A 22,288-nucleotide genomic window follows, 5' to 3' on the forward strand; every position below is an offset into this window, starting at 1 on the left:
TTGCTGAGGTTAAATTCTGAACAACGCATCAAAAAAGCCCATTGTTTCTCCCTTGATCTTGAATATCAGCATTGGAATCTCATTGTTGACCTGCACCAGCTTTTCGGCAACACTCCCGAGCAATACCGCCGCAGAGGCTGTCCTTCCCCTGCTTCCCATTAAAATCAAATCTATTCCTTGGTCTTTGGCCTTTTCTATAATTAGATGGCCCGGCTCTCCTTTATTGGACAATACAAAGAGACAATCAAATTCGGGATGATGGTGTTTTTTGATAAATTTATCATAATCCTTTTTGGCATTTTCCTCCATGATTTCGGCAAACTCTTCAAAAGATTTGCCTGTCTTGTGGTAGCCTGTCGGCACTTCAAAAAGATGCAGGGCATAAATTTTGGCATCAAATTCCTCTGCAGCTTTTTGGGCAAAATTAATGGTCATGTTGGTGTGTTCCGAAAAATCCATGGGAATCATGATCTTTTTTGGAATTTTCATTTCGACCCTTTCAGGTAAGAACAAAACAGAACATGGGGCCTTTTGGGCCATGGTTTTGGCAAGTGAACCGCTTCCCTTAAGCGTGACTTTCCTTCCCATTATAATGAGGTCTACATCTTTGAGTTTTGCCCATCTGAGGAATGTTGTCATAGGACTCCCTTCTTCAGCAAATACCTCTATCTCTACATTTTCGGGGAAATTGTTTTGTTTGATGATTGTAGTGATTTCCGCTTCAATAGCCTCATCAGCAGGTGCCACCAAATCGGGGAATTTTTCCCTTATTTCATCAGGTAAGGCTAGGTTTTTGGAAACATGAATGAAATAAAGTTTTTTGATTCCTAATATTCCAGACAAGACCGCCATTTTGGAAATCAAAATATCGTCCATTTCCGTAAGGTCCATTCCGACCATCGCCTTTTCAAAATTCTCCATTGTTTTGCAGCTTTTTATCCGTTCAATTTACAATTTTAAAATTTTCTTTGGAAAAATCCCTTGTACAATTTATCCCATTCCCCGATTTAATCTGATTCTCCTTTTCTAAATGATTTATATTTGTGTTAAATGGCAAAATCAATAGGTAAATATTTTATTGCAATCGTGCCGGAAGGTGAAATCCAACAAAAAGCAACAGATCTCAAGTTAATGCTCAAAGAGGATTTTAACCTCAAATATGCCCTCAAATCTCCGGCACATGTTACACTAAAGATGCCATTCAATTGGAATGAGGCAAAGGAAAGCAAGCTGATAGATCTCCTTACCGGTTTTTGTCAAGACCAACAGCCTTTTCAGCTTAAATTTTCAGGATTTGATAAGTTCGGGAAAAGGGTGATTTTTATCAAAATAAAAGAAAATCCGACACTCTCCTCCTTTCAAATCGGCCTTTCAAAATTTTGCAAAACAAACCTCAACCTTGTGGAAGAATTGAGTGATAGGGCATATCATCCGCATATGACTTTGGCCTTCAAAGACCTCAAAGAAATCCGTTTCGCAGAATATTGGGATTTTATCAAAAAGCAAAAATTTGAAGCCGAACAAGTAGTCCAAGATATTGCTCTGCTTAAGAGGATTGAGGGAAGATGGGTGGTAGTAAGCAGGTTTCAGCTAAACGGAAAACATTCCTCAGCTACTTGACCTTTCCTTTTTTCTTCAATTCCTTAAATACTTCCAGATACTGTTCTGTGACAAAATCCCAGTTGTATTTTTGAGTCAATCCTTCCCTGGCGGTAAGCCTTAGCCCTTCAATTTCTTCGGGATTATTTTCCGCTTTGGAGATCAGCGCTGAAACTGAAACAGGGTTTTTTGAAAAGTACCAACCGTGTTTGCCATTTTGGAGCATTTCTTGGTTGAATGGAGTATCCAATGCCAATATTGCGCAGCCATATCCCATAGCCTTGAGCATGGCAGGATTGGTTCCTCCATATTCATGTCCATGAAAATACGCGAAACAATTATGGTACAATGCCTTCAATTCTTCGGGATCTGTGACATATCCGGTAAACAAAAGCCTTTCATCCTGCATGGATTTGAGTCCTTCGGCATAGCTATCCTGATAGGGCACATCTCCTACGATCACCAGTTTTCTCTTGGTATCTGATTGGATAAATCCTGCGATAATCAGGTCAGCATTGTTGTCAGGCACCAACCTCCCCACGATCAGGTAATAGCTTTCTTTAGGTAGATTCCATTTTTGAAGTTTGGTGGGATCGGAATCGAAAGATGGATTGGCGCCATAGGCGATGACCTTGGATTCAGCCTTGAAAAGCTCTATATAAATCCTTCTCATTTCATCGGAATCGTTGATGATCTGGTCATAAAATTTCGTGGCCATTTTGGATGCCCAAAAGAAATATTTCGATCCAAAACCTTTCCATTTTGGGCGAAGCCATTCTAGCCCATCGACGTTGATGGCAGTGGGTTTACGGAATATTCTGGAAATCAAACCAAAAGGCCCATTGGCAGAGTTGACCACAAAAATCACATCCACATCCGAAAAGCAGGCATGGATCATCGAGAAAAAAGAGTGTGTCAGCTGGGTCAGGATCTTGGTTTCCACCGCCGGCATATAGATCAGTTTGATTCCATTTACCACAGAAGGCTTCTCTTTGAAGAGGGAGCGATGACAATACACCCTGACATCTACTCCTTTTTTTTGGAGCCGCTCTCCCAATTCCTTGACCATGGTATCGTAGCCACCATAGACATAAGGATAACCTTTGGCTCCCAAAATGCATACTTTCAGCGTCTTGTTTTCTTTAGTCATTTTCAAAAAGTCTTAGAAAGTTTTTCTTAAAAGCCTGAGGTGAAAATTTTTCCAATACCCTTGATCTTCCTTTTTCGCCTATTTCTTTTCTTGATACTTCATTTTTGACCAAAACAGAAATTGATGCTGCGGCAGATTCTACATCATCCCAAGGGATCAACAGGCCCGTTTCTCCCTCCACAATCATCTCCTTTGCCCCTCCTTGGGCTGTAGCCACAACAGGCTTCCCTGAAGCCATTGCTTCCAAAATAACCGTAGGAAATGGATCAGGAAGGATAGAAGGCAATACAAAAATATCCAAAGCATTCAAAATTTCAGGGATATCTCTGCGAAAGCCCAGATAGCTTACATGGGCATCCAACCCTGAGTTTTTGATTTTTTCTTCCATTTCGGTTACCAAATATTCTGTCCCTGGGTAGGCGTCTCCGACAATTACAAAATGGACATTTTGATGAGTTTGAACCAAACTTTGGGCAATTTCCAAAAAATAGCCCTGCCCTTTCCAGTGATTGATCCTTCCGATCATTCCGATCAAAACCTTTCCTTCACTGTTCGGAATCTCATTCCTGATATCGGTATTGGTTTCCAGATAGGGTCGGTAATCAATCCCGTTGTGCAACAGCACCAATTTGGGTTCATCTACCTTGTCTTTCCAATTGTCCCAAACTGCTTGGGAAACCACAACCACTTTATCCGCATACCTGTTGATGATTTTTCCCATCATCCAAACAAACCATCCCGGAGAAAGCAAAATCTCATGGAGGTGCCAAATGTGTTTAACCCCTTTCATGCGTGCCAAAAAGGCTCCAACCAAAACAGCAGAAGTATTGGAATAAATATGTGTGATGCGGTTTTCGGACATCAATGTTTCCAAGAAAGACTTGGCTTTCAGGATCGTTTTGAACCTATTGACCAAACCTGATGGACTGAAATATTTTCTGCGCAATATTCCAAGCTTGTGGATATGGACCTCCGCTTTCAACGCTTTCAATTCCTCTACCAATGGACCATCTTCAGAAAGGACAACTATCACCCCGTAACCTATCCTTTTCAATGCACGGACAGATTCCAGAAATATTTTACTTGCTCCATAGAGGTCCGATGAACCATGGAGCATCAAAACATTTTTGTCGGTAGGAGAATGGGTTTTTGCCATCAAAATTCCCTTTTGATCATATAGGAAGCACCCAAGAATCCGGTGTGGTCTGTCAATTCTATGTGGATATTATTGGAATATCTGGAAAAAAGGCTGAAAAGCTCCTTTGGGTCGTAGGGGTTCATCTGCATCATTGGTTCAACCTTCAGACTCCGGTTTTTCAGACAAGAATACACAAAGTTATAAAGGGAATAATGCGCCCTGAGGTAGTAATGGAAATACTTGATTTTGGGCCAATTATTCCCGTATGTTGCCTGAATCTGCATGATGCCCCCGACTTCGAGCCTGTCTAACAGTTGTTGGATGATTAGCATCCCAGACTTGGTCTCAATATGTTGCAAGACAATATAGGAATTGATAAAATCAAACTTCCCTGTTTGGGGAAGGGTTTTGCCTTCAGATAGCAGGAACTCTATATTCTCAGCCTTCATTTCCATGGCGTGGGATTTAGCCTTTTCCAAAATTTCCGGAGAAACGTCTATACCTACGGTCCTGTTTTTTGTGACAAAAGAAAAAGGAATTGCCAAACGTCCCACCCCACAACCAAAATCAAGGATGGCTGCATTAGACAAGTCAGAGCCATAAAGTTTTTCGATCCTATGCAATGTTTCCATGACATAGGTCTTCCCGGTAGCAAAAAAATCAGACAAACCTTTATCCGTGATTTTGTCAGACTTGTATTTTGGATCAGATAGCACCCCGTAATAAGGGTCCTCTTTTCCGAATTTTTTCCAGGTTTCTACCGTATTGGTCTTCATTTACTTTCTGCTTTTGATGATCCTTGCGGGATTGCCAGCCACGATGCTGTAGGGAGGGACATCCTTGGTGACGATGCTTCCGGCTGCGACGACTGAACCTTTTCCCACCGTCACTCCTGCCAAAATTACGGAGTTGGCAGCCAACCAGCAATCATCTTCAATTTTGACGAAAGAGCGGGTCACTCCCTGCTCAATCATGGGTAGAGTTGTTTCAGAAAAATTATGGTTTTCAGAATATATGCTTACCCTTGGGGACATCATGACATTATCGCCGATCTCAATATATCCCGAACAGCCGATATAAGCATAAGGCCCGATGCTGCTGTTGTTGCCGACTTTCAGCCCAACTCCCGCTTCTCCACCATAGAGGTTGGTCGGTCTGATGATGGCATAACTCCCAATGGTCACCTTGTCGCCAAAAACCAACCCTTTTTGGGAAAGTCCATTGATCTCGCAATGGTCTTGGGCAATGAAATTACGGCCAACATGGATATAGGCCGCTTGTCTGATAGTGACCCCTTTTCCAACCAAAAACAAGCCCTTGGCAGTACCAAACCTCCACCTGACTAAGGCTCCTCTCAAAGTCCATAAACCCATTCTCATCATTACCCCGAAGGTTGAAAGGGAGTCCCATTCAGTACCAAAGCGGTCCCTGAGGTCAATGCCTGTGAATTTGGAGATGGCTTTGCCGAGGAAATTACCCATTTAGAATTTCATTAAATGCCTGCTCCAAAGATAGGAAAAACTTCTCCGTGGAAAATTCCTTCAACCTGATTCTCCCTTTTTCACCAAGGTACTTTCTGAGCTCAGGATCATCCACCAAAAGCTTCATGGACTGAAAAAGTGCTTCTGACTCATTTTTTTCCAAAACCAATGCTGCCTCTCCGGCCACTTCCATCAGGGCTCCTTGCCTTGAGATGATTACAGGCAATCCAAAAGAAAAAGCTTCCAAAACAGGCAAGCCAAAGCCTTCATTTGCCGATGGAAAAACATACCCCAAAGCGTTTTGGAAGTAGTTTGCCAGCTTTTCCTGCGCCACGTATCCTGTAAAAATCACTTTATCTTCCAATTCCAAAGAAGCCACCAAGCTGGTCAAATGATCATAATCATCCAAAGTTTCACGCGGACCTCTTTGTCCTACCAAGACCAATCGGATGTCTTCATATCCCTGCTGCCTAATCAGTTTGTCAAAAGCAATGAGGAGCATACCGAGGTTTTTCCTTTTTTCCAAAACCCCTACATGGAGGAAATATCTAGAAGAGGCAATCGGCTTTTGATTGCGTGGACTTTCCATTGCGGAAAGTCCTGAGGCAGGATAAACCACGCTGATCGGAATAGATTTGAATTCGGATAATTCCTGTAATCTCATTTTGGAAAATTGGGTGATCGTAATGATTTCCCCATTTTTCCTTAATCCTTTTTGCAGAAAATAAAGGTAGTACTTCAGCCAAAGTCCCTGGTAATGGTCTGGATTGTCCCAAAAGAAAGTGTCGTGGAGCACCGAAATTTTCTTGCCCTGGGCCCAAAGAGGACTCATGATGTCCGGACTAAATACCAGATCGGCCTCGTGATAATAAGAAAGTAAAGGCAAGGCGACCTGCTTTCTGAAGAAATAGAGAAGCTGAAAAAAGATGTTTTTCCATTTGGCGGTTTTTCCCCGGAAGAACTGATTTTGCTTCACTTTCTGAAAATCCGGGCTGATGACATAGTCAAATCCACTATTGCGGTTTTTGAGAATCTCTTCACAAAGTGTCACCATGTACGTTCTGATCCCGGTCTGGGCCACATAGAGGTAATACACATCGATCAAAACCTTGGGCCTAGGCATTTTCTTTCAAGATTTTGGAGTATTCATTCATGGTATATCCCACCATCCACCAAGAAATCCAGCTGACATAAGTGTACAGTTCTGCATTGGCAGTGAAAAGCGGCAACAGAAGCCCTGTCTTGACAGCAGCAGCAGTAAATGCAATTCTAGCAGACATTACATTTTCTGTTTCCCTGAAGACTTTGATTGACTTTCTGATAGAAAAACCCAAAAGAAATATATAGAGAAACATTCCCAAAAACCCCATTTGAACCCCATAAATCAGGAATTGGTTTTCACCTCCGATTCTTGCGTCCTCAGATACACTTCCTGAGTTGCCACTCATCGCCAAACCTACTCCAAATGGATTTTCGATCATCGATTCAAGAGCGTTGAGCCATTCGAGTACATGTCCTACACTCGATGCATTTTGGAAAGTAAGGGTATCCACCACGAAATAATAAAAATCCTCTGATGCAAAGAAAATCACAAATATTACAAATAATAGGACCAAACTGAACCCAAAAAGAATCAACCTATTGAGCTTAAAAATCACTGCAATAAAGAAGATCATGATAAAGAATGCGGCAAAGGCAGCCCTAGAACCTGCAAAAAACAAACTTCCCATAGCTGAAGCCATCACTAAAAGGTAGGGAAAGGCATCTTCTCTTTTGGAAGTCAAAAACCATATCAATCCGGCCGCAAAACCCAAAAGGACCGAACTAGCAAGTTCAAGTGGATCGGAAAAGAATGAGGCAAAACGTTTTGTGACGGCCTGTGTTTCAAACGTCCAGGAGAGCCCAAAATTACCCGAAGGCTCCATGTTATTGACGACCTGATTGAAAAGGGCATAACCTGTATAATTTTGTAGATGGGTGTTGAGGAGTCCTTCCAAAATGTTTACCGAAAAGGCAGAAACAGCAATTACAAAAATTACCTGAAACAGCCTTTTAATTTCTAAGTCCTCAAAAACCGTATTTCTTCCTATAAAATAGACCATCGCAGGAATAAGCAGGTTTTTAAAATATAAGGCCTTATTGACGATGGTAGTATCCCCCAAAGGCAAAAGAAGAAATAAAAATGCCAATCCAATAAAGCTTAAAACCAGCCAATCCACGGCATGAAGGCGAAACGGATATTCAAATATTTTTCTTTGGTACAACACAAAAACCAAAACAGAGAGAATAACCATCAGGTCTTTGGCTAATTGAAAAAATGTAACCGGTATGGCAGAACTAGTCGCTTGAAATACAATACTCAAAAATGTAATGTGAAAAGGAAGGTACGCTGCCAGAAAAAACACCACATACTCCCATTTCCCTTTGAAGACCATTGCCTTCAATGTATAATAGAGGAGTGGGGCATAACCCAAAAGGGCTAAAATAAAGAGTATCTGAGCGATCAATGCAGTTCAGGCTTTTGACAGATCAAAGTCACGGTAAACCTCACCGGGCATCTTCCATTGACTTTTATCCCCCTGAATATATTCAATAAAAATTTACTTTGCTCAATGCCTATGATCCAGTCAGGTTTGATTCGGTTGTTTTTGAAAACGGTGTATTTGAAATTCGGAATTGGGAGCACTGTTTCAAAATTAGTAAACCCAGTCTTTGTCAGGGCGCTGACCATTTCATGGTAAGTAGACTCGTTGAGATGTCCGCCCTGTGCTTTGACTTTTCCCGAACTGGAATTGTCCAAAATACGTGTCACATCCATTGGTCCAAAGAGCCTGTTTGGCATGACAAGGATGAATTTTCCTCCCGGTACCAAACTCTCATAAACAGACCGAAGGTGGTCCATTAGGTCAAAGGGTGAAAGGTGTTCGATGACATTATCGGAAAAAGCCAATTCAAATTTTTCTTCGGTCGAAAAATTGATGATGCCTGATGATATAAATTGAATATGGGGATGCTGAAGAAGAGTTTCGGGAATAAAAACATCGACACCTGTCAGTTTCTTATAAGGAATTTTCTTTTGGATATTCATCAGAAAATAGCCTTCCCCGCAACCAAAATCAATGATGGATTTCTCCCTCAGCTCTTTTTCGAAAAGGGTAACCTGTGGATCTTTGGTTGCAATCCTGTTTTCAAGGGAGTCATCTTCTTTTGCTGTTCTTCCATAAAACTGCAAAAGATTGGAATAGAATTCATCGTACAAAGCTTCCCTCTTGGTAGGATCTTTTTCACTTACCAACAATTTGTGGTAGTGGTTTTCAAGTTTGAAAGCTTCCTCCAAAACCTCAGCACTCAAACCGATTTCTTTGGAATATGCTTCAATATCAGGGTAAATTTGTGTGTCAGAACTGTTCATCAATTGAATTTCATTTGGCAAAAAGACCTTCAAAATGTCCTTTTAAAATTGCTTTTACTTTTTGGAACCTCCCATTAAAAGCCAGGTAAATAATGAAAGCAGCGTTTTTTGCGGTTTGGTACAGCAAACTTAATACAAAGGAGAGTGGATTTGCATGTTTTCGGATTAAAAACAGATGGTTTCTCGTCCTATAAAAATGAATTATGGGTGGAACAACTCCTTCCTTGGTTTTGACATTTTTTGATGATCCCCCTGCGACATGATAAATTTTAGATTTGGGAATATACCTCAGTTTATATCCGTTTTTTTGAATCCTCAGTGACCATTCCACATCTTCATAGTAAGCAAAAAATCTTTCATCCAACATTCCTGACTTATTTATCACGGCCGATCTTACCATCATGGCACAGCCTGTGATCCAGGGCGTGTCCATTTCCTTATCAAATTGTCCCTGGTCTTCTTTTCCTATCCCTACTGACCAACTCATGCCTAGCCATTTGAAATATCCCCCTCCGGCATTCCAGATTTTGTCCCGCTCCTTTTCAAACATGATCTTTGGTTGGGCCGCTCCATAGTCAAGATTCTGATCCAAAAAAGAAACCAAAGGCTGAAAAAAATCAGGCTCGACGACTGTGTCGTTATTCAGCAAAAGCACATATTCAAAAGAATGATCCAATGCCCACTGTATACCAAGATTGTTTCCTCCGGTAAACCCAAGGTTTTGATGACTTTGCAAAAGTTGAATTTCAGGGAATTCTTCTTTCAGTTTTTTACCAGAACCATCTTCGGAACCATTATCAACCAAAATTGAAACGAATTGATTGTAAGTTACTTCTCGTAAAGATTCCAAACACGCCTTCGTCAAAGCATAGCCATTCCAATTAATGATGATGACAGCAATCTTTGCTTGGGAATAAGGGTTCGTGGAAAAATGAAGTGAATCCAATATTTTATGGTTGATTCCTGTTGGGTACCTTTTGAAACATCAAAATTAAGGTTTTCTGTCGGGATTTTCTATTCTCTAATCCAATCCAACTCCGATGCTACAAAAAGTGGGTTTTTGGACGACTCTTTAAGCCAAAATCAACTTTGAAACAAGTAAATTTTCATCTCCAATTGCCTGTTAGTTTCAATATTTACTTTTCCAAAAAGCATTCATCAGGTCCCTGTTTTTGAGAAGATTAAGAATGGTACATATTAACAAAACTACCAACTCAGTAGAAAGTAACCCATAACACAATCCCATTCCCCCGAAAAGATAAGTAAGCGAAAGGCATGCAGGAAGCATATATAGCAGTAAAATCCAGGATGACCGAAACATCAACTCTTTTTGGTCCCTTCCCAAAAACATGACCACATTGGCAATATTGAGACAGGCAAGAAGCGGTATAAAAGCCAAAATTCTGAGGTAGGTGACGGATTCTTCCAATCGGGTTTTAGCCAATAACTCAATGATAAAAGGGGCCATGGCAAAAGTAAATAAGGAGATTATCAAGGCTGCTATCATTGTCCCGAAATAGGCTTTTCTCAAAAACAAGACAAACTGTCGAATGTCATCCTTCAATAGTTTGGACGTGTTGGGATAAATGGAATGGATCACCATCGAAGGAAACATCCGCAGGACCATCGATATCCTTTCTGCCAAACTGAACATCCCCAATACCTCAGCTACTGAAAAAAAACTCAGGATAATCAGTCCACCATGTACGGAAATATGGGTTGCGATATTGGACAGAAAAAGCAGGCCATTGTCCTTGAGAGAAGCAAAAAGCTGGAGAAATTTTGGTTTGTAAAATCTGATCTCCAGCATATAGTGGATGTAGAGCAGAAGCAGGATATTGACCCCCAAACCTGATGCACCCATTATGAAATTGACCCATTTGGCAGAATCAGGGGCATGAATGAAAAGAACAATCCCCATCAAGTAAAGCAACTTGCTGAATACATTTGCGATGGAAATCAATTTCATTTTTTCCATTCCCTGAAAAAACCATAAAGGGAGGGTGGCTTCAGAAAATAAAAGCAACACAGAAAAGAGTAGTATCCATTGATACTCTTTGAACATATTCAGTCCAAAAACTGCCACAATTAATCCTATGGTGGCTAACAATGCCATCAAAACTTTACTGAAAACAACATTGGAAACTACATGAGAAAGGGATTCTTTGTCATTTTGGAGAAGGGCGACTTCTCTGGGTCCACTGAGGTTATATCCAAACCCCACCAAAATATTTGCAAGGATTATTACTGAAAGAGAAAGATTGACCAATCCAAAACCATCCACACCAATGGACTGTATCAACAGCGGCATGGAGATGAGCGTGATAACAATATTGGAAGCTTGAATGGTGATCAAAAAAATAAAATTCTGAATCGATTTATTTTTAAACAGGCCGGTAAAAGTATGGGAAGTGATTTTCTCTATCATATCATAACATGATGGAAATTCAACTTTCTTCGATATGAAGGCGGTATAATCTTCTGAAATATAAGAAAACCATCGCCACAAAGACCATCATAGCCGCCCCGAAAACGGTTCCCTTCAGAATCTTGATTCTTGTGCTTTTGAGCGGGAATCTCGGGGAATCTATGATCTGTATCAAAGGGGAATTGTTGCGGTGGTTGACTTTGGCGATTTCGAGGTTTTTGGTAATCTCAGCAAAAACCGCTGAGGCCGCCTGAATGTCCACTTGTTTTTTGCGGCTATCCACGGTAGCACTCTGGATGAGTGCATTTGGAAAGGGAATCCTGTCAGCCATATTTGCGTATTCCATGAGATTTTCATCCAATACTGCCCTGACGCTGTCAGCTTGGGTTTGCAGGATGGTCAGGTTTTCCGCAGTTTTTTTGGTCTTAGTTTCGAGGTAAAAATTATTTACCCTTTCTACCATGGATTCATTGAAGACCTTGGCAAAAGCTTCATCTTTAGAATTGATGGTAACATAGATGATGCTCAATTTGCGGTTGGGTTTTTCCACCACCAGATGTTTTTCCCGGATTAGCTTGGATATTTCTTTGACCACGGAATCTTGGGTCACCGAAAAGTTTTCCCTAGGAATGGAAAAATTGAGGCTTGCCAAATCTACTTTACTTTTCCATTTTTTGTCAAGTTCATTGAATTCAATAAATCTATCTATCAGAAGGGTATTTTCATCAAAGGGGCTTAGGAGTGTTTTGCCCAACATGTTATCAGATTTGTAGAGCTCCATGATATTTTCGCCCTGAAAAATCCCTGAAGGACCGCTCATTGATCCCAAATTGATCCCGAGCAATGAGGCAAGCCCTGAAACCTGCCCCATACCGCCCATATCTGATTCTTCCAAAACAAAAGTCGTCTCTGCATGATAAACCGGCTTCTTGAAGATAGATACCAAGGCTCCCAATACAATCCCGACTGTTGCTGCCAAAAGGAAAAATTTCCATTGTCCAAGGAAGAAAGATATCCACCCACGAACATTGAGAATTACTTCTTTTAATGTAATCTTATCATCCAAAATATGTTGCTGTCCATTCATATTATCAAGGAGTGAGTTGGGTGATTACCAATGCAAGGGTCGCAAGGGCGGTTGCTATTCCTACGATTTCGCCGGGCCTGACCGGAACTCTAGGTCCTTTGGTAGGCACGATCACTTCGGCACCGGGAGCAACGGCAGGATAAGACCTGAGTCCCAAAAAGCTCTTGGTCCGCGCCACTTCACCATTGGCATAAACCACATATGTTCTTTTTCTGTTGGCCCGGATATCAAAACCCCCTGCCCTGTTGATATAGAATTTTGTTCCCTTTTCCTTCTCAAACCTTACTGTCGCAGGATAGACCACATCGCCTCTTAGTCTCACTGTTTGTAATTGTCTCGGTATAGAGATGACATCTCCTTCTTCAAGAATAAGATCCTTGTCAGAACCCGGGTTTTTAAGAATTTCCTCCAGGTCAATGGCAACTGCCTCAGTCTGCCTTATCCTGAGCGGTGCAAGGTCAGCTTTGGTTTCTGAAATTCCGGTGATGGCCTCTTTTTTGGATTGGGCAGCAATGGCTCCTTCCGAAGTACCGAGGTCCACATTCCCGATTTCGAGAAATAATCGCTGCAACAGCAATTCCTGTGCTTCAGTATTGTTGGGATCCCGTTGTAGTTTCTGCTGTAGGTCTTGGAGGTTTCTCTGTCTTCTGAGTTGCTCAGATTCTGTATCAAAAAACTCCGTCCTTCGGATCAAAGTAGCGCCCTTGGTATAGGCATAGGGTGTCAATCCCCCTGCCCTATTGATGACATCAGAAATTCTTTCTTCAGCCGACTGAACTGAAAATATACCCGGCGAATTCACCTGACCTTCTATCTGTACCTGTTTATTAAGCGTAAAATTCGGCTTTCTCCTGACTACTACATTGTCATAAGGCTGAAGAATGACAGGATTTTCCTGAATATCCAAGCCTATGTTGATTTTGATGGGAATTAATTCTGAAAAAGTCCCTGACTCTGCTGTAGCAGACCTTCGGGCGATTTCGACATCATTTACATTGGCGGATTCTCGCAAGCCTCCTGCCAAAATAATTAAGTCTTCAGCAGTCATTTGTTTTGAAAATGGATAAGTGCCGGGATTTTTAACCTCTCCGGTCACCTGCACATAAAATTCCTCCTGAATATCATAAATACTGGAAATCCTGACAACATCCTCTCTTTGAAGAGGAATGTCAGCCGTTGTTCCTTCAAGGATTCCACGAAGATTGACAGAAATCACAGAGGTAGTGAGGTCATCAAATGTTCTCAAAATACTCGCCCTTTCGAGGTAAGCCTCTCCCCGGATACCGTCAGCATTCTTGATCAGTTGCGAAAGGGTTAGCCCCTCTGTAAGTGAGAAGTTACCCTCTCTAAAAACTGCACCTTTGATCTGCACCCTGTTTGCAAATCGGTTCAAAACTTTGCCAACTGTATATTCATCTCCACCTTTGACGGTGAAAATTGAAAACTGCTCATTGAATATATCTGATACAGCTTTTTCTTTTCCCGTAATTCTGATGACATTGACACGGTCCTTGAAAGCCAGGTCCGTGAATCCACCTGCATATTTCAATAAATCTTCAAAGGTCTCGCCTTCTTTCACCTCAAATATTTTGGGTCTCTTTACTTCACCCAAAACGCTGACTCTTGACAAAAAAGGATCCACCATGACTACATCCTGATCTTTCAACTGGAAGTTTAAATTGGCGTTTCCATTGACCAAAAAATCATAAATATCAACGGTAGAGACAATTTTACCATCCCTTACAATTTTCACTTTCCGCATTGTACCGTTGTCATTAGGTCCACCGGCAGCATACAATGCATTGAATACCGTGGAAAAAGCGCTAAGTGTAAATGTTCCCGGCAACCTCACTTCCCCTACCAGGTGTACTTTGATTGTCCTGACATTCCCAAGGGTAACCTGCATAAAAGTATTGGGATTGGGGCCTGTCATTCCGGTATAAAAATTGGAAAGCCGGTTTTTGATGATAATGGCAGCGTCCTCTATTGATTTGCCTGAAAGGCCCACCGGCCCCACATTGTCCAAAAGAATAAACCCATCAGAACTTATGGTAGCTTCATAATATTTTTCGGATTGTCCATACACATCTATATATATCAGGTCACCAGGTCCAAGGACATAATTCTTTGGCGTTGCGACATTGAGATTTGGTTCAAAACTCAGTCTCCTCTTTTTGTTGTAAAAGATATCCCCACCGAAGTAAGGAGAGGGTTCTTCAGAGAAAATCCCAAGATCATCCTGGTCCTTAAACAGTCCTTCGGTAATTTCATTGAGATCATTTTGTCTCCTAGGTTCCCTTTTCGATGGGGTGGCACCTGGCCTTCCTCCAGAACCGGAAAATTCCATTTTCTCAATTCTGCCACGAAGTTTTTCCAGTTCCACCTCTGACACACCTCGAAGTCTTGCCATTTGGATCAGCTCAAACTCCGTCAGACCGGCTTCATTGGCCCTGCGGATAAGTTCCTGAATTTGGGCATCAGAAAGGTCATCTACCTTGATGGTGCTGAGGTCAGCCATGGATTGGGCTTGGACGATACTTGGAATGGCAAAAAGCAGTGCAATCGCAATAAAAAATAACCCTAAAGCTTTTTTTAAATATAATCTTTTCTGAAAATACATGAGGAATTGGTGTGTCATCTGATTGGCTACTTGGTCATAGATGCTAAAATACATCTTATCAACCTAGGGTATATTCTAAATTAAACAGGGTAAAATCTGCGTAAAGATAACTATTCCATGCAGTAAAGAAATATCATGGCAATTAAATTAGGCCTATGGCAATTACTCTGTACAGTTTTTGCAGATGTCGATTTGGGATCTGTCTTCCAACAATTGTCTGCGGAATCCCGCATAATTTTCATTCCTCCAGATTTCCTTAATCCCTTTATTTTCAATTTTTCCCATTACATGTTGACCATCTTTATCAAAACAGCAAGGCAACATCCTGCCATCCCAAGTAAATACAGCACCTTGCCACATCCGCCAACATTTATTTTCAATTTGCTTTTTGAGTTTCCATGTCCCATCACCTTTGGGAAGATAGCGGGAATACCTATGATCGGTTGGAATCAAAGGCGATCCGTTTTGATAATCATAGATTTGGGTGGTCTTGAGTTGTAATTCATCCACCCCGATTTCTTTGGCCCATGACTTCAAAGCCGGAATCTGATGTTCATTTTTTCCGGTCACTAGGAATTGAAGCACAATCCTTGGGAAAAGCAGTTTTGATTCTTTTCTTTTTTCGAGTAACAAGCAAAGACCTTTTTTCACCTTTTCCAGATTGCCTCCGATCCTATAATCCTCATAGATTTCTTGGGTGATTCCATCCATAGAAACGATCAGCTGCTTTAAGCCTGAGTCAAAAATGGCTGCTACATTTTTTTCACTTAAATAGTGGGCATTGGTAGATGTGGAGGTGAAAACCCGGTTATTGTCTGCATAAGAAACCATCTTCAAAAATCCGGGATGAAGAAAGGGTTCCCCCTGAAAATAAATATGGAGGTAAGTCAGGTAATCCTTGGATTGGTCAATGATGGTCTGAAACAGCCGCTCTTCTATCATTCCTGTAGGTCGCGAAAAACTCCTTAATCCACTTGGGCATTCGGGGCAACGGAGGTTACAACTAGTGGTAGGCTCAATGGAAAGTGTGGTCGGGAAACCCCAAATTCTTGGTTTGCCGGTAATTCGGCTTACATGGTACGAGGTAAAAAGCATGATGTAATTGCTGAGTTTTTTGAAACTCATGTATTTCATTAAAGCTCTTCCCAAGTGAAGTTTGTTTTCCACGGATTGAAATAATCAAAAAATACCCAGTAAAAAAAAAGTGCCGGTCTTTCCCGGCACTTCTATGAGTTTTAATTCTGAATGGATCCTACAAATTTATAACCGGAACAGATAATTTGCAGCAATTATTCCGGCAATAATACCTTATCGATTACATGGATTACACCATTGGTAGCGTGAATGTTCAAAGCAGCTGCAACAAGTCCGGAGTCATTGATTTTCAAATCAGAAAGATTAACAGTCAGGTTTTGTCCGGTCAATAAAGTCGGCAAAGAAGCACCTTGTCTCAAATCCTGAGAGAAAGCCCTTGCTGGTACTACATGGTATTGCAATACTGCTGTCAAAGTTTCCAATGGAATCTGATCTACTCCTGCTACCCCCAAAGTAGTGTAGAGATCTTGGAAAGCTGCATCTGTAGGCGCAAAAACTGTAAAATCATCGTCAAATCCACCTTGAAATGCTCCGGCAAGATTTGCCCTTACTAACGCTGCTACCAATTGCGTAAACTCAGGTTGTGCGGCAGTAGTAGAAGCGATTGCAATTTCAGCAATATTCTGTGTCGGTGGGGTAATCACATTGTCCAAAACGTGAATGATGCCATTGGAAGCCGGCACATCGGTTGCGGTGATTTTTGTATTTCCGTTGATCCAAATTTCGTTGTTTGGCGCGATACTTACATAAAAAGGATCACCGGAAACTGTCGTCACTTTGCCTGCAGTGACCGAAGTGGAAGGGACAGATGCTCCCACGACGTGATATGTTAATGTCTCACTAAGTCCATCGGAAGCCAAAAGTTGATCAGCAGTCAATCCATTCTCAGTTAAAAACCTGTTGAAGGCCTCATTTGTAGGTGCAAATACCGTGAATGGACCCGTTCCCGAAAGGGTAGGTACCAAACCTGCAGTCTGTACAGCAGTCACAAGGGTAGAAAAATTGTTATTTGCAGAAGCTACCTCCACAATATTTGGATCTGGGGTAGGTGTCTCCTCCTCATTGCAGGAGGAAAAAAGCACAAGTGTCAAAAACACCATGGATAAGGTCAATAAAGACCATTTTGATCTGATAGTTTTCATAGATTTTGTTGGTTAAGTGTTAATTAAGTATCCTCAAAACCACTCAATTCAATGAATGTTATCTTAATTAATACTTTCGGCTTGTTTTTGTGTATGAACATAAGATTTTTGTGACTAAAAACTCATTTCATAAATTTTGTCAGTTTTGACTTTACCAAAAAATCAATCAATAATTTTAAGATTCCTTGTAGATTTGGCCAAATTCTATTTCTGCATGCCATTCTTATGAAAAATCGAATCCTTTCTACTGCATTTCTGATCCTAATCACACTTTTTACTTCCTGCAAAAAAGAAAAGGAGGAATGCCAGTTAGATGAAGATATCCTGAAAGCCGATATCGGTCTGAACATCGTCAGGCTTGAAAGGGATTTCTTTTCGGCATCAAAGGCTGAGGAATTCTCTTATTTGTTTGAAAACCATCCCTATTTCGCAGAAAAATATTTATTGGCAGATACCTATCCTTCCAAAGAACAATTGGCTGCCGAACTTCTCGCAACCCATCGGGATACCCTGATGCGTGAACTTTTTGACGAAGTGATGATTCACTACCCTGACATCAAGGGTTTGGAAACAGACCTTACAAACGCCTTCAAATACATCAAACATTATTTTCCGGAGTTTAAAGTACCAAAGGTTTACACTTTTGTCAGTGGTTTCAGTTCAGACTTGTATATCGATGAGGAAATGATCGTGATCGGATTGGATTATTTTCTTCCGGCCGACCATCGCTTTCAGGCACCTGACTTGCCTGAATATATCGCAAAAAGGTACGAGGCAAAGTACATTGTCCCGATGATCGTGACGGCGATTTCTTCTGTGTACAACAAAACTGACCTGAAGCAAAATTCTTTGGTAGCCGAAATGATTTATTACGGCAAAGCTTACCATTTTACAAAAGCCATCTTGCCCTGCACCCCTGATGAGTATATTATAGGCTACTCCAGTGAAGAAGTTGCTGCCTGCTTCGACAATGAGGTTTTGATTTGGTCTTATTTTGTGGAAAATGACCTGCTATTCGAAACCAATCCCTTTGAAATCAGAAAATATACGGGTGAAGCCCCATCCACTGTCGAAATCAGTCCTGACGCTCCGGGACGTGTCGGAAGATGGCTTGGATGGAATATTGTGGATGACTACCAGTTCAACAATGATGTCCAGCTGAGGGAATTGATGGAGGAATCCGACACAGAAAAAATCTTTAAGCTGTCAGGATATAAACCTCGTCCCTGAAATCCTTACCGAATTTATCAGGATTGATTAGAGCCAATAATCGTTGAATGGCAATTTCTTTTGAAAAATACTTTTCTGCCAATTGACGGGAATTTTTTTGGGTTTCCTGAATCAGTTTCGGATTTGAAGCCATTTTTTCCAACTTTTCAAAAGCATCTTCGGGATTTTCAAAATTGAAATAAATTCCCAAATTATACTCTTTTACCAATTGGTACACCCATCCTTTATGGTTGACGATGATTCCCTTTCCTGCTGCCAGGGCATCAAAAAACTTATTGGGACTGTTTGTTTTCAGTACCGGAAGGTGGGCAAAAGTGACCATTGCTAAGTCCGAAACCGCCAAAAGCTGACGGACTTCTTCCTTGCTTCCAAATGGGAAATAGAAAAAATTGTGAAGTCCCAAGTTCTTTGCCTTGCGTAGCAAATCTTCAGACTTGGCGCCTTTTCCCATTACGGCAAACTGGTAATCCCTTCCTTTATCTTGTGCCTTTTTGGCCAAAATCAGCATTTCATCGACAGCATTGACCTGACCGATAGCGCCTGCGTAGGCGATAGTAAAGGTCGGTTTGAGGCCAAATTTTTGGAGAAATGATTCCTTTTTCTCCATCGGATGGAAAAAATCAGTGTCTGCAAAATTGGGTATCAGGTGGATTTTGCAGGTGTCACACTTTTCCCGGATGGAATTGGCGATGCCGGGAGAAAGGGCTATCACCTTAAAAGCATGCCTGTAAATCTTGGATTCGAGACTGTAGAGAATTTTCTTCAAGACAGGATTTTGGATGACGCCTACCTGAATCGGGGCATCTGGCCAAAGATCCCTTACTTCAAAAAAGAAAGGTATTGCCAGCTTCTTTTTGGCCCACAACCCAATCCATCCGGTAGTCAAAGGAGTCGAGGTAATGTATAAAAAATCAGGCCGCGGCAATTTGAGAAGTAGCTTTTTTGCCTGGTCCACAAAAGCGGAAAATGCCCAAATTCTCTTCAAAAACCCATATTCCTGACGGTAGGACACGGGAAGGTAGTGTACCTTGATCCCGTCAATGAGCTTGAAATCATAATAGTTTTCAGAGTGTGACGTAATCATCTCCACCTCGATACCCGCCTCTACCATGCCTTTGGCCAAGTGGTATGAGCGGGTTCCCCCTCCCTGAGAAGGCGTGACAAAATACTGATGGATATAAATGATCTTCATTTTGGAAACTTACTCAGCCAACCTGCAAGGATAAACAGGTTCCAAACCAATAGGAAATGTCTCTTTTCTGCTTTTTCGAGCTGTGCTGTAAATTTAAGCATTTCGGGGGTAAAACATTCCCCCCGGTCTTTTGATAGCTGTCGGATGGGTTCAAAAACCCATTCCCTAAAATCATTTTCCTCCATCCATTCCTGCAGAGGTAAACCAAATCCAAGTTTCTTCCGGTCTGCAATCTGCCCCAGGCCACGTTTCCTCAAGGCTTCCTTGATGAAGACTTTTCCTTTGCTTTGCAATAATTCTTCCACTGTTTGAGAAAGAGCAAATTCCAGTAACTCAGAATTTAAATAAGGTGCACGTCCTTCAATGCCATGTGCCATGCAGGCGTTGTCGTGGATTTTTAGAATGTCATTGACGAGATAGAAAGTCCTGTCCCAATCCAAAGCATTCTTGAAATCAAATTCGCTTTTGGGATACCAAGGTCTGAAAATGCCTAGATATGCCTCAGGGATTTTCTCCACTGCGGCCATTTGGATAAATGTGTCCTCAGGATTTTTGGAAATGCTTTGTAGCAATTTTTTCAGATACCCGGGAAATGGGAGATCTGAAAAGGTGGCAATCTGCCTCAACAATGCGGGATGATTCAGGTAATGCCGAAAAGCCCGATGCCTGTTGTATCCGGCAAAAAGTTCATCCGCACCCGCACCTGAGATCAGAACTTTGACTTCTTCTTTGGCCTCCTTGGCTACCAACCAGGTCAAAAACCCTGCGCTGTCTCCGATAGGTTGGTCGATGGATTGGATGTAGGCATCCCAATTTTCCATTACCGTTGCTTTATTCACCCGGATTTCTCTGTTTTCGGAAGAATATTGTTGGTTGAAAATCCTGACAAAATGAGGGTCATTGTATTTGGTTTGCAACTTACTTTCCAAAGCCACTGTGTAGGTTGGGGATTTTTGCCCGGTGAGTTCATATGCAACTGCATACAGAAGACTGCTGTCTGCACCTCCGCTGAGTACCATTCCGACAGGCCTTTTGGCAGCTAAACTTTTGGAAACAGCTTCTTTGAGTATTTCTTCAAATTTATTTTGGGAGGTTTCATATTTTTGGTTTGGTTCCAAAACCATTTTCTCTCTTTGGATAATTTGCCCATCCAAATCCATTCTGATTATCTCCCCCGGCAAAACCTGATTCACTTCATCAAAAAATGACCTGTCCGGCATACTGTGCCTGTAATAGAAATAGGGTAGAAATTGGGTTTTGTCGATTTTGGATGGATGTTGCAACCCTGCCAAAATCCCTTTGGTCTCTGAGGAAAATATCCAGAAATTTCCATGTTGGTGAAAATAAAGAGGTTTCTCTCCCGAAATATCCCGGCTGACCAAAATCTCCTTTTTGCCCAGATCGGCGAAGACAAATGCAAACATGCCTTTGAGTTGTTGGATTCCTTCTTTTCCAAAAGCCATCAGCCAACGTAACAAGACGATAGAATCTGAACCTGTATCCAAATGGTATCCCCGTTTGACAAGGATTTCTTTCAATTCGGGATAATTATAGATTTCACCGTTCCATACCAAGACCGACGATTTGTCTTTATTCCAAATCGGTTGATTGGAAGACTCACTAAGGTCTTGGATTTTTAACCTGTTGGCCGCAAAAAATATATTCGCTTCTACTTTACAGAAACCAGAAAAATCCGGTCCACGGTGTTCGGTCGCATGCATCATCTTTTGGATGGCGGCTAGGCCATCGGATTCAGGTTGGATGAGAACATGGATTCCACACATTTATTTTTTCCTTTTAAGGGGTAAAGCGTCTTTGTTCAGGATGTCCTCTTTATTTTTTTCAAAATACCTGCAAAGATGGGTGATATTGCACTCCAAACATTTGGGACTTCTCGCCAGGCAAACATACCGGCCATGCAAAATCAACCAATGATGGGCAATGTGGACGTATTTCTTTGGGATATTTTTGATCAACTGCTTTTCCACTTCCAGCGGCGTCTTTGCATTTTGATTGACCAAACCCAAGCGCTTGGAAACTCTGAAAACATGCGTGTCAACGGCCATATTGGGTTGGTTCCAGACTACGGAGGTGATGACATTGGCAGTTTTGCGTCCTACACCGGGAAGCTTGACAAGTTCCTCCACGGTGGAAGGAACCTCTCCTCCAAATTCTTCCGTCAGCATTTTCCCCAATCCTATGAGGTGTTTGGTCTTATTGTTAGGATAAGAAATGCTGCGGATATAGGGGAAAAGCGTGTCAAAATCAGTGGTTGCCAAATGCGCCGGAGTAGGAAAATCCCTGAATATTGAGGGTGTGGTCATGTTGACTCGCTTGTCGGTGCACTGCGCACTCAGGACCACGGAAACCAAAAGCTGATAGGGGTTCTCGAAAACAAGTTCTGTCTCCGCGATCGGCATGTGCGTAGCAAAGTGGTCTATAACTGCGGCGTAACGTTCTTTTCTTAACATTCTATTTTAAAAGTAAATCTCATTGAATGGTATTTTTGGATGCCAGGGTATTGATATAATTGATCTCTTTGGAAATTGATAATGATCATCATTGGAATTTGGAGTTATCTAATTGGCTAGATACAATGGATATCAAATGGAATCAATTGTCCCGTTTTCCTATATAAATCCTATTTGAAGTCATCAATAATCGGCTTATAACTTAATTACCATATTACCATTCCTAAAACAAGAATTGTTAAC

Annotated in this window: 19 protein-coding genes; 2 read left to right on the forward strand and 17 right to left on the reverse strand. The window is 41.5% G+C overall.

The window, feature by feature from the left end:
- Window positions 1-9: 9 nt before the first annotated feature.
- Window positions 10-921 (reverse strand): universal stress protein, encoded by a 912-nt coding sequence (locus NU887_RS14430; protein ID WP_258424089.1) that lies wholly within the window; start codon window positions 919-921, stop codon window positions 10-12.
- Window positions 922-1,050: 129 nt separating this feature from the next.
- Here NU887_RS14430 and NU887_RS14435 point away from each other — a divergent pair, with 129 nt between their 5' ends.
- Window positions 1,051-1,620, forward strand: coding sequence for a 2'-5' RNA ligase family protein (locus tag NU887_RS14435; protein WP_258424090.1), 570 nt, complete (start codon window positions 1,051-1,053; stop codon window positions 1,618-1,620).
- Here NU887_RS14435 and NU887_RS14440 read toward each other — a convergent pair.
- The 13 genes from NU887_RS14440 to NU887_RS14500 all read right to left on the reverse strand — a co-directional run bounded on the left by NU887_RS14440 (window position 1,613) and on the right by NU887_RS14500 (window position 17,152).
- Window positions 1,613-2,749 carry a DUF1972 domain-containing protein gene (locus NU887_RS14440; protein WP_258424091.1) on the reverse strand — a complete coding sequence of 379 codons (1,137 nt, stop codon included), beginning with the start codon at window positions 2,747-2,749 and terminating at the stop codon, window positions 1,613-1,615. The genes NU887_RS14435 and NU887_RS14440 overlap by 8 nt on opposite strands.
- On the reverse strand, window positions 2,742-3,905 hold the full coding sequence (locus NU887_RS14445; protein ID WP_258424092.1) for a glycosyltransferase family 4 protein: 1,164 nt from the start codon (window positions 3,903-3,905) through the stop codon (window positions 2,742-2,744). The genes NU887_RS14440 and NU887_RS14445 overlap by 8 nt, the downstream gene beginning before the upstream one ends.
- Window positions 3,905-4,663 carry a class I SAM-dependent methyltransferase gene (locus NU887_RS14450; RefSeq protein WP_258424093.1) on the reverse strand — a complete coding sequence of 253 codons (759 nt, stop codon included), beginning with the start codon at window positions 4,661-4,663 and terminating at the stop codon, window positions 3,905-3,907. The genes NU887_RS14445 and NU887_RS14450 overlap by 1 nt, the downstream gene beginning before the upstream one ends.
- On the reverse strand, window positions 4,664-5,368 hold the full coding sequence (locus NU887_RS14455) for an acyltransferase (protein WP_258424094.1): 705 nt from the start codon (window positions 5,366-5,368) through the stop codon (window positions 4,664-4,666).
- A complete protein-coding gene (locus NU887_RS14460; protein WP_258424095.1) occupies window positions 5,361-6,491 on the reverse strand; it encodes a glycosyltransferase family 4 protein in 1,131 nt (376 codons plus the stop codon). The genes NU887_RS14455 and NU887_RS14460 overlap by 8 nt, the downstream gene beginning before the upstream one ends.
- Window positions 6,484-7,875 carry an O-antigen ligase family protein gene (locus NU887_RS14465; protein WP_258424096.1) on the reverse strand — a complete coding sequence of 464 codons (1,392 nt, stop codon included), beginning with the start codon at window positions 7,873-7,875 and terminating at the stop codon, window positions 6,484-6,486. The genes NU887_RS14460 and NU887_RS14465 overlap by 8 nt, the downstream gene beginning before the upstream one ends.
- Window positions 7,872-8,780, reverse strand: coding sequence for a class I SAM-dependent methyltransferase (locus tag NU887_RS14470; protein WP_258424097.1), 909 nt, complete (start codon window positions 8,778-8,780; stop codon window positions 7,872-7,874). Before NU887_RS14470 ends, NU887_RS14465 begins: the two co-directional genes overlap by 4 nt.
- A gap of 10 nt (window positions 8,781-8,790) precedes the next feature.
- Window positions 8,791-9,726, reverse strand: a complete 936-nt coding sequence (locus tag NU887_RS14475) for a glycosyltransferase family 2 protein (RefSeq protein ID WP_258424098.1) — start codon at window positions 9,724-9,726, stop codon at window positions 8,791-8,793.
- 183 nt (window positions 9,727-9,909) lie between these two features.
- Window positions 9,910-11,208, reverse strand: a complete 1,299-nt coding sequence (locus NU887_RS14480; RefSeq protein WP_258424099.1) for an oligosaccharide flippase family protein — start codon at window positions 11,206-11,208, stop codon at window positions 9,910-9,912.
- Between the two features lie 19 nt (window positions 11,209-11,227).
- Entirely contained in the window at window positions 11,228-12,295 is a 1,068-nt protein-coding gene (locus NU887_RS14485) for a GumC domain-containing protein (protein WP_258424100.1), read from the reverse strand.
- A gap of 4 nt (window positions 12,296-12,299) precedes the next feature.
- Entirely contained in the window at window positions 12,300-14,915 is a 2,616-nt protein-coding gene (locus NU887_RS14490; RefSeq protein WP_420839771.1) for an SLBB domain-containing protein, read from the reverse strand.
- A 162-nt stretch (window positions 14,916-15,077) separates the two neighbouring features.
- A complete protein-coding gene (locus tag NU887_RS14495) occupies window positions 15,078-16,082 on the reverse strand; it encodes a radical SAM/SPASM domain-containing protein (protein ID WP_258424101.1) in 1,005 nt (334 codons plus the stop codon).
- Between the two features lie 122 nt (window positions 16,083-16,204).
- On the reverse strand, window positions 16,205-17,152 hold the full coding sequence (locus tag NU887_RS14500; RefSeq protein WP_258424102.1) for a fasciclin domain-containing protein: 948 nt from the start codon (window positions 17,150-17,152) through the stop codon (window positions 16,205-16,207).
- Between the two features lie 225 nt (window positions 17,153-17,377).
- Here NU887_RS14500 and gldB point away from each other — a divergent pair, with 225 nt between their 5' ends.
- Window positions 17,378-18,382 carry a gliding motility lipoprotein GldB gene (gene gldB, locus NU887_RS14505; protein WP_258424103.1) on the forward strand — a complete coding sequence of 335 codons (1,005 nt, stop codon included), beginning with the start codon at window positions 17,378-17,380 and terminating at the stop codon, window positions 18,380-18,382.
- On the opposite strand, the gene NU887_RS14510 is transcribed toward gldB, so the two are convergent.
- The 3 genes from NU887_RS14510 to nth are packed head-to-tail and all read right to left on the reverse strand — an operon-like array spanning window position 18,351 to window position 22,045.
- Window positions 18,351-19,574 (reverse strand): glycosyltransferase family 4 protein, encoded by a 1,224-nt coding sequence (locus tag NU887_RS14510; protein WP_258424104.1) that lies wholly within the window; start codon window positions 19,572-19,574, stop codon window positions 18,351-18,353. The two genes, gldB and NU887_RS14510, sit on opposite strands and share 32 nt — an antisense overlap.
- Window positions 19,571-21,358: an asparagine synthase (glutamine-hydrolyzing) gene (gene asnB, locus NU887_RS14515; protein WP_258424105.1), complete on the reverse strand. Its 1,788-nt coding sequence runs from the start codon at window positions 21,356-21,358 to the stop codon at window positions 19,571-19,573. Before asnB ends, NU887_RS14510 begins: the two co-directional genes overlap by 4 nt.
- Window positions 21,359-22,045, reverse strand: a complete 687-nt coding sequence (nth, locus tag NU887_RS14520) for an endonuclease III (RefSeq protein WP_258424106.1) — start codon at window positions 22,043-22,045, stop codon at window positions 21,359-21,361.
- Window positions 22,046-22,288: the final 243 nt, after the last annotated feature.

The sequence above is a fragment of the Aquiflexum gelatinilyticum genome (genome assembly GCF_024741135.1).
Taxonomy (GTDB): Bacteria; Bacteroidota; Bacteroidia; order Cytophagales; family Cyclobacteriaceae; genus Cognataquiflexum; species Cognataquiflexum gelatinilyticum.

What these genes read in the sequence shown, in the direction of transcription:
- NU887_RS14430 (WP_258424089.1), bottom strand. Translation starts at nt 921, where the DNA reads ATGGAGAATTTTGAAAAGGCGATGGTCGGAATGGACCTTACGGAAATG.
- NU887_RS14435 (WP_258424090.1), top strand. Translation starts at nt 1,051, where the DNA reads ATGGCAAAATCAATAGGTAAATATTTTATTGCAATCGTGCCGGAAGGT.
- NU887_RS14440 (WP_258424091.1), bottom strand. Translation starts at nt 2,749, where the DNA reads ATGACTAAAGAAAACAAGACGCTGAAAGTATGCATTTTGGGAGCCAAA.
- NU887_RS14445 (WP_258424092.1), bottom strand. Translation starts at nt 3,905, where the DNA reads ATGGCAAAAACCCATTCTCCTACCGACAAAAATGTTTTGATGCTCCAT.
- NU887_RS14450 (WP_258424093.1), bottom strand. Translation starts at nt 4,663, where the DNA reads ATGAAGACCAATACGGTAGAAACCTGGAAAAAATTCGGAAAAGAGGAC.
- NU887_RS14455 (WP_258424094.1), bottom strand. Translation starts at nt 5,368, where the DNA reads ATGGGTAATTTCCTCGGCAAAGCCATCTCCAAATTCACAGGCATTGAC.
- NU887_RS14460 (WP_258424095.1), bottom strand. Translation starts at nt 6,491, where the DNA reads ATGCCTAGGCCCAAGGTTTTGATCGATGTGTATTACCTCTATGTGGCC.
- NU887_RS14470 (WP_258424097.1), bottom strand. Translation starts at nt 8,780, where the DNA reads ATGAACAGTTCTGACACACAAATTTACCCTGATATTGAAGCATATTCC.
- NU887_RS14480 (WP_258424099.1), bottom strand. Translation starts at nt 11,208, where the DNA reads ATGATAGAGAAAATCACTTCCCATACTTTTACCGGCCTGTTTAAAAAT.
- NU887_RS14485 (WP_258424100.1), bottom strand. Translation starts at nt 12,295, where the DNA reads ATGAATGGACAGCAACATATTTTGGATGATAAGATTACATTAAAAGAA.
- NU887_RS14490 (WP_420839771.1), bottom strand. Translation starts at nt 14,915, where the DNA reads ATGTATTTTCAGAAAAGATTATATTTAAAAAAAGCTTTAGGGTTATTT.
- NU887_RS14500 (WP_258424102.1), bottom strand. Translation starts at nt 17,152, where the DNA reads ATGAAAACTATCAGATCAAAATGGTCTTTATTGACCTTATCCATGGTG.
- gldB (WP_258424103.1), top strand. Translation starts at nt 17,378, where the DNA reads ATGAAAAATCGAATCCTTTCTACTGCATTTCTGATCCTAATCACACTT.
- NU887_RS14510 (WP_258424104.1), bottom strand. Translation starts at nt 19,574, where the DNA reads ATGAAGATCATTTATATCCATCAGTATTTTGTCACGCCTTCTCAGGGA.
- asnB (WP_258424105.1), bottom strand. Translation starts at nt 21,358, where the DNA reads ATGTGTGGAATCCATGTTCTCATCCAACCTGAATCCGATGGCCTAGCC.
- nth (WP_258424106.1), bottom strand. Translation starts at nt 22,045, where the DNA reads ATGTTAAGAAAAGAACGTTACGCCGCAGTTATAGACCACTTTGCTACG.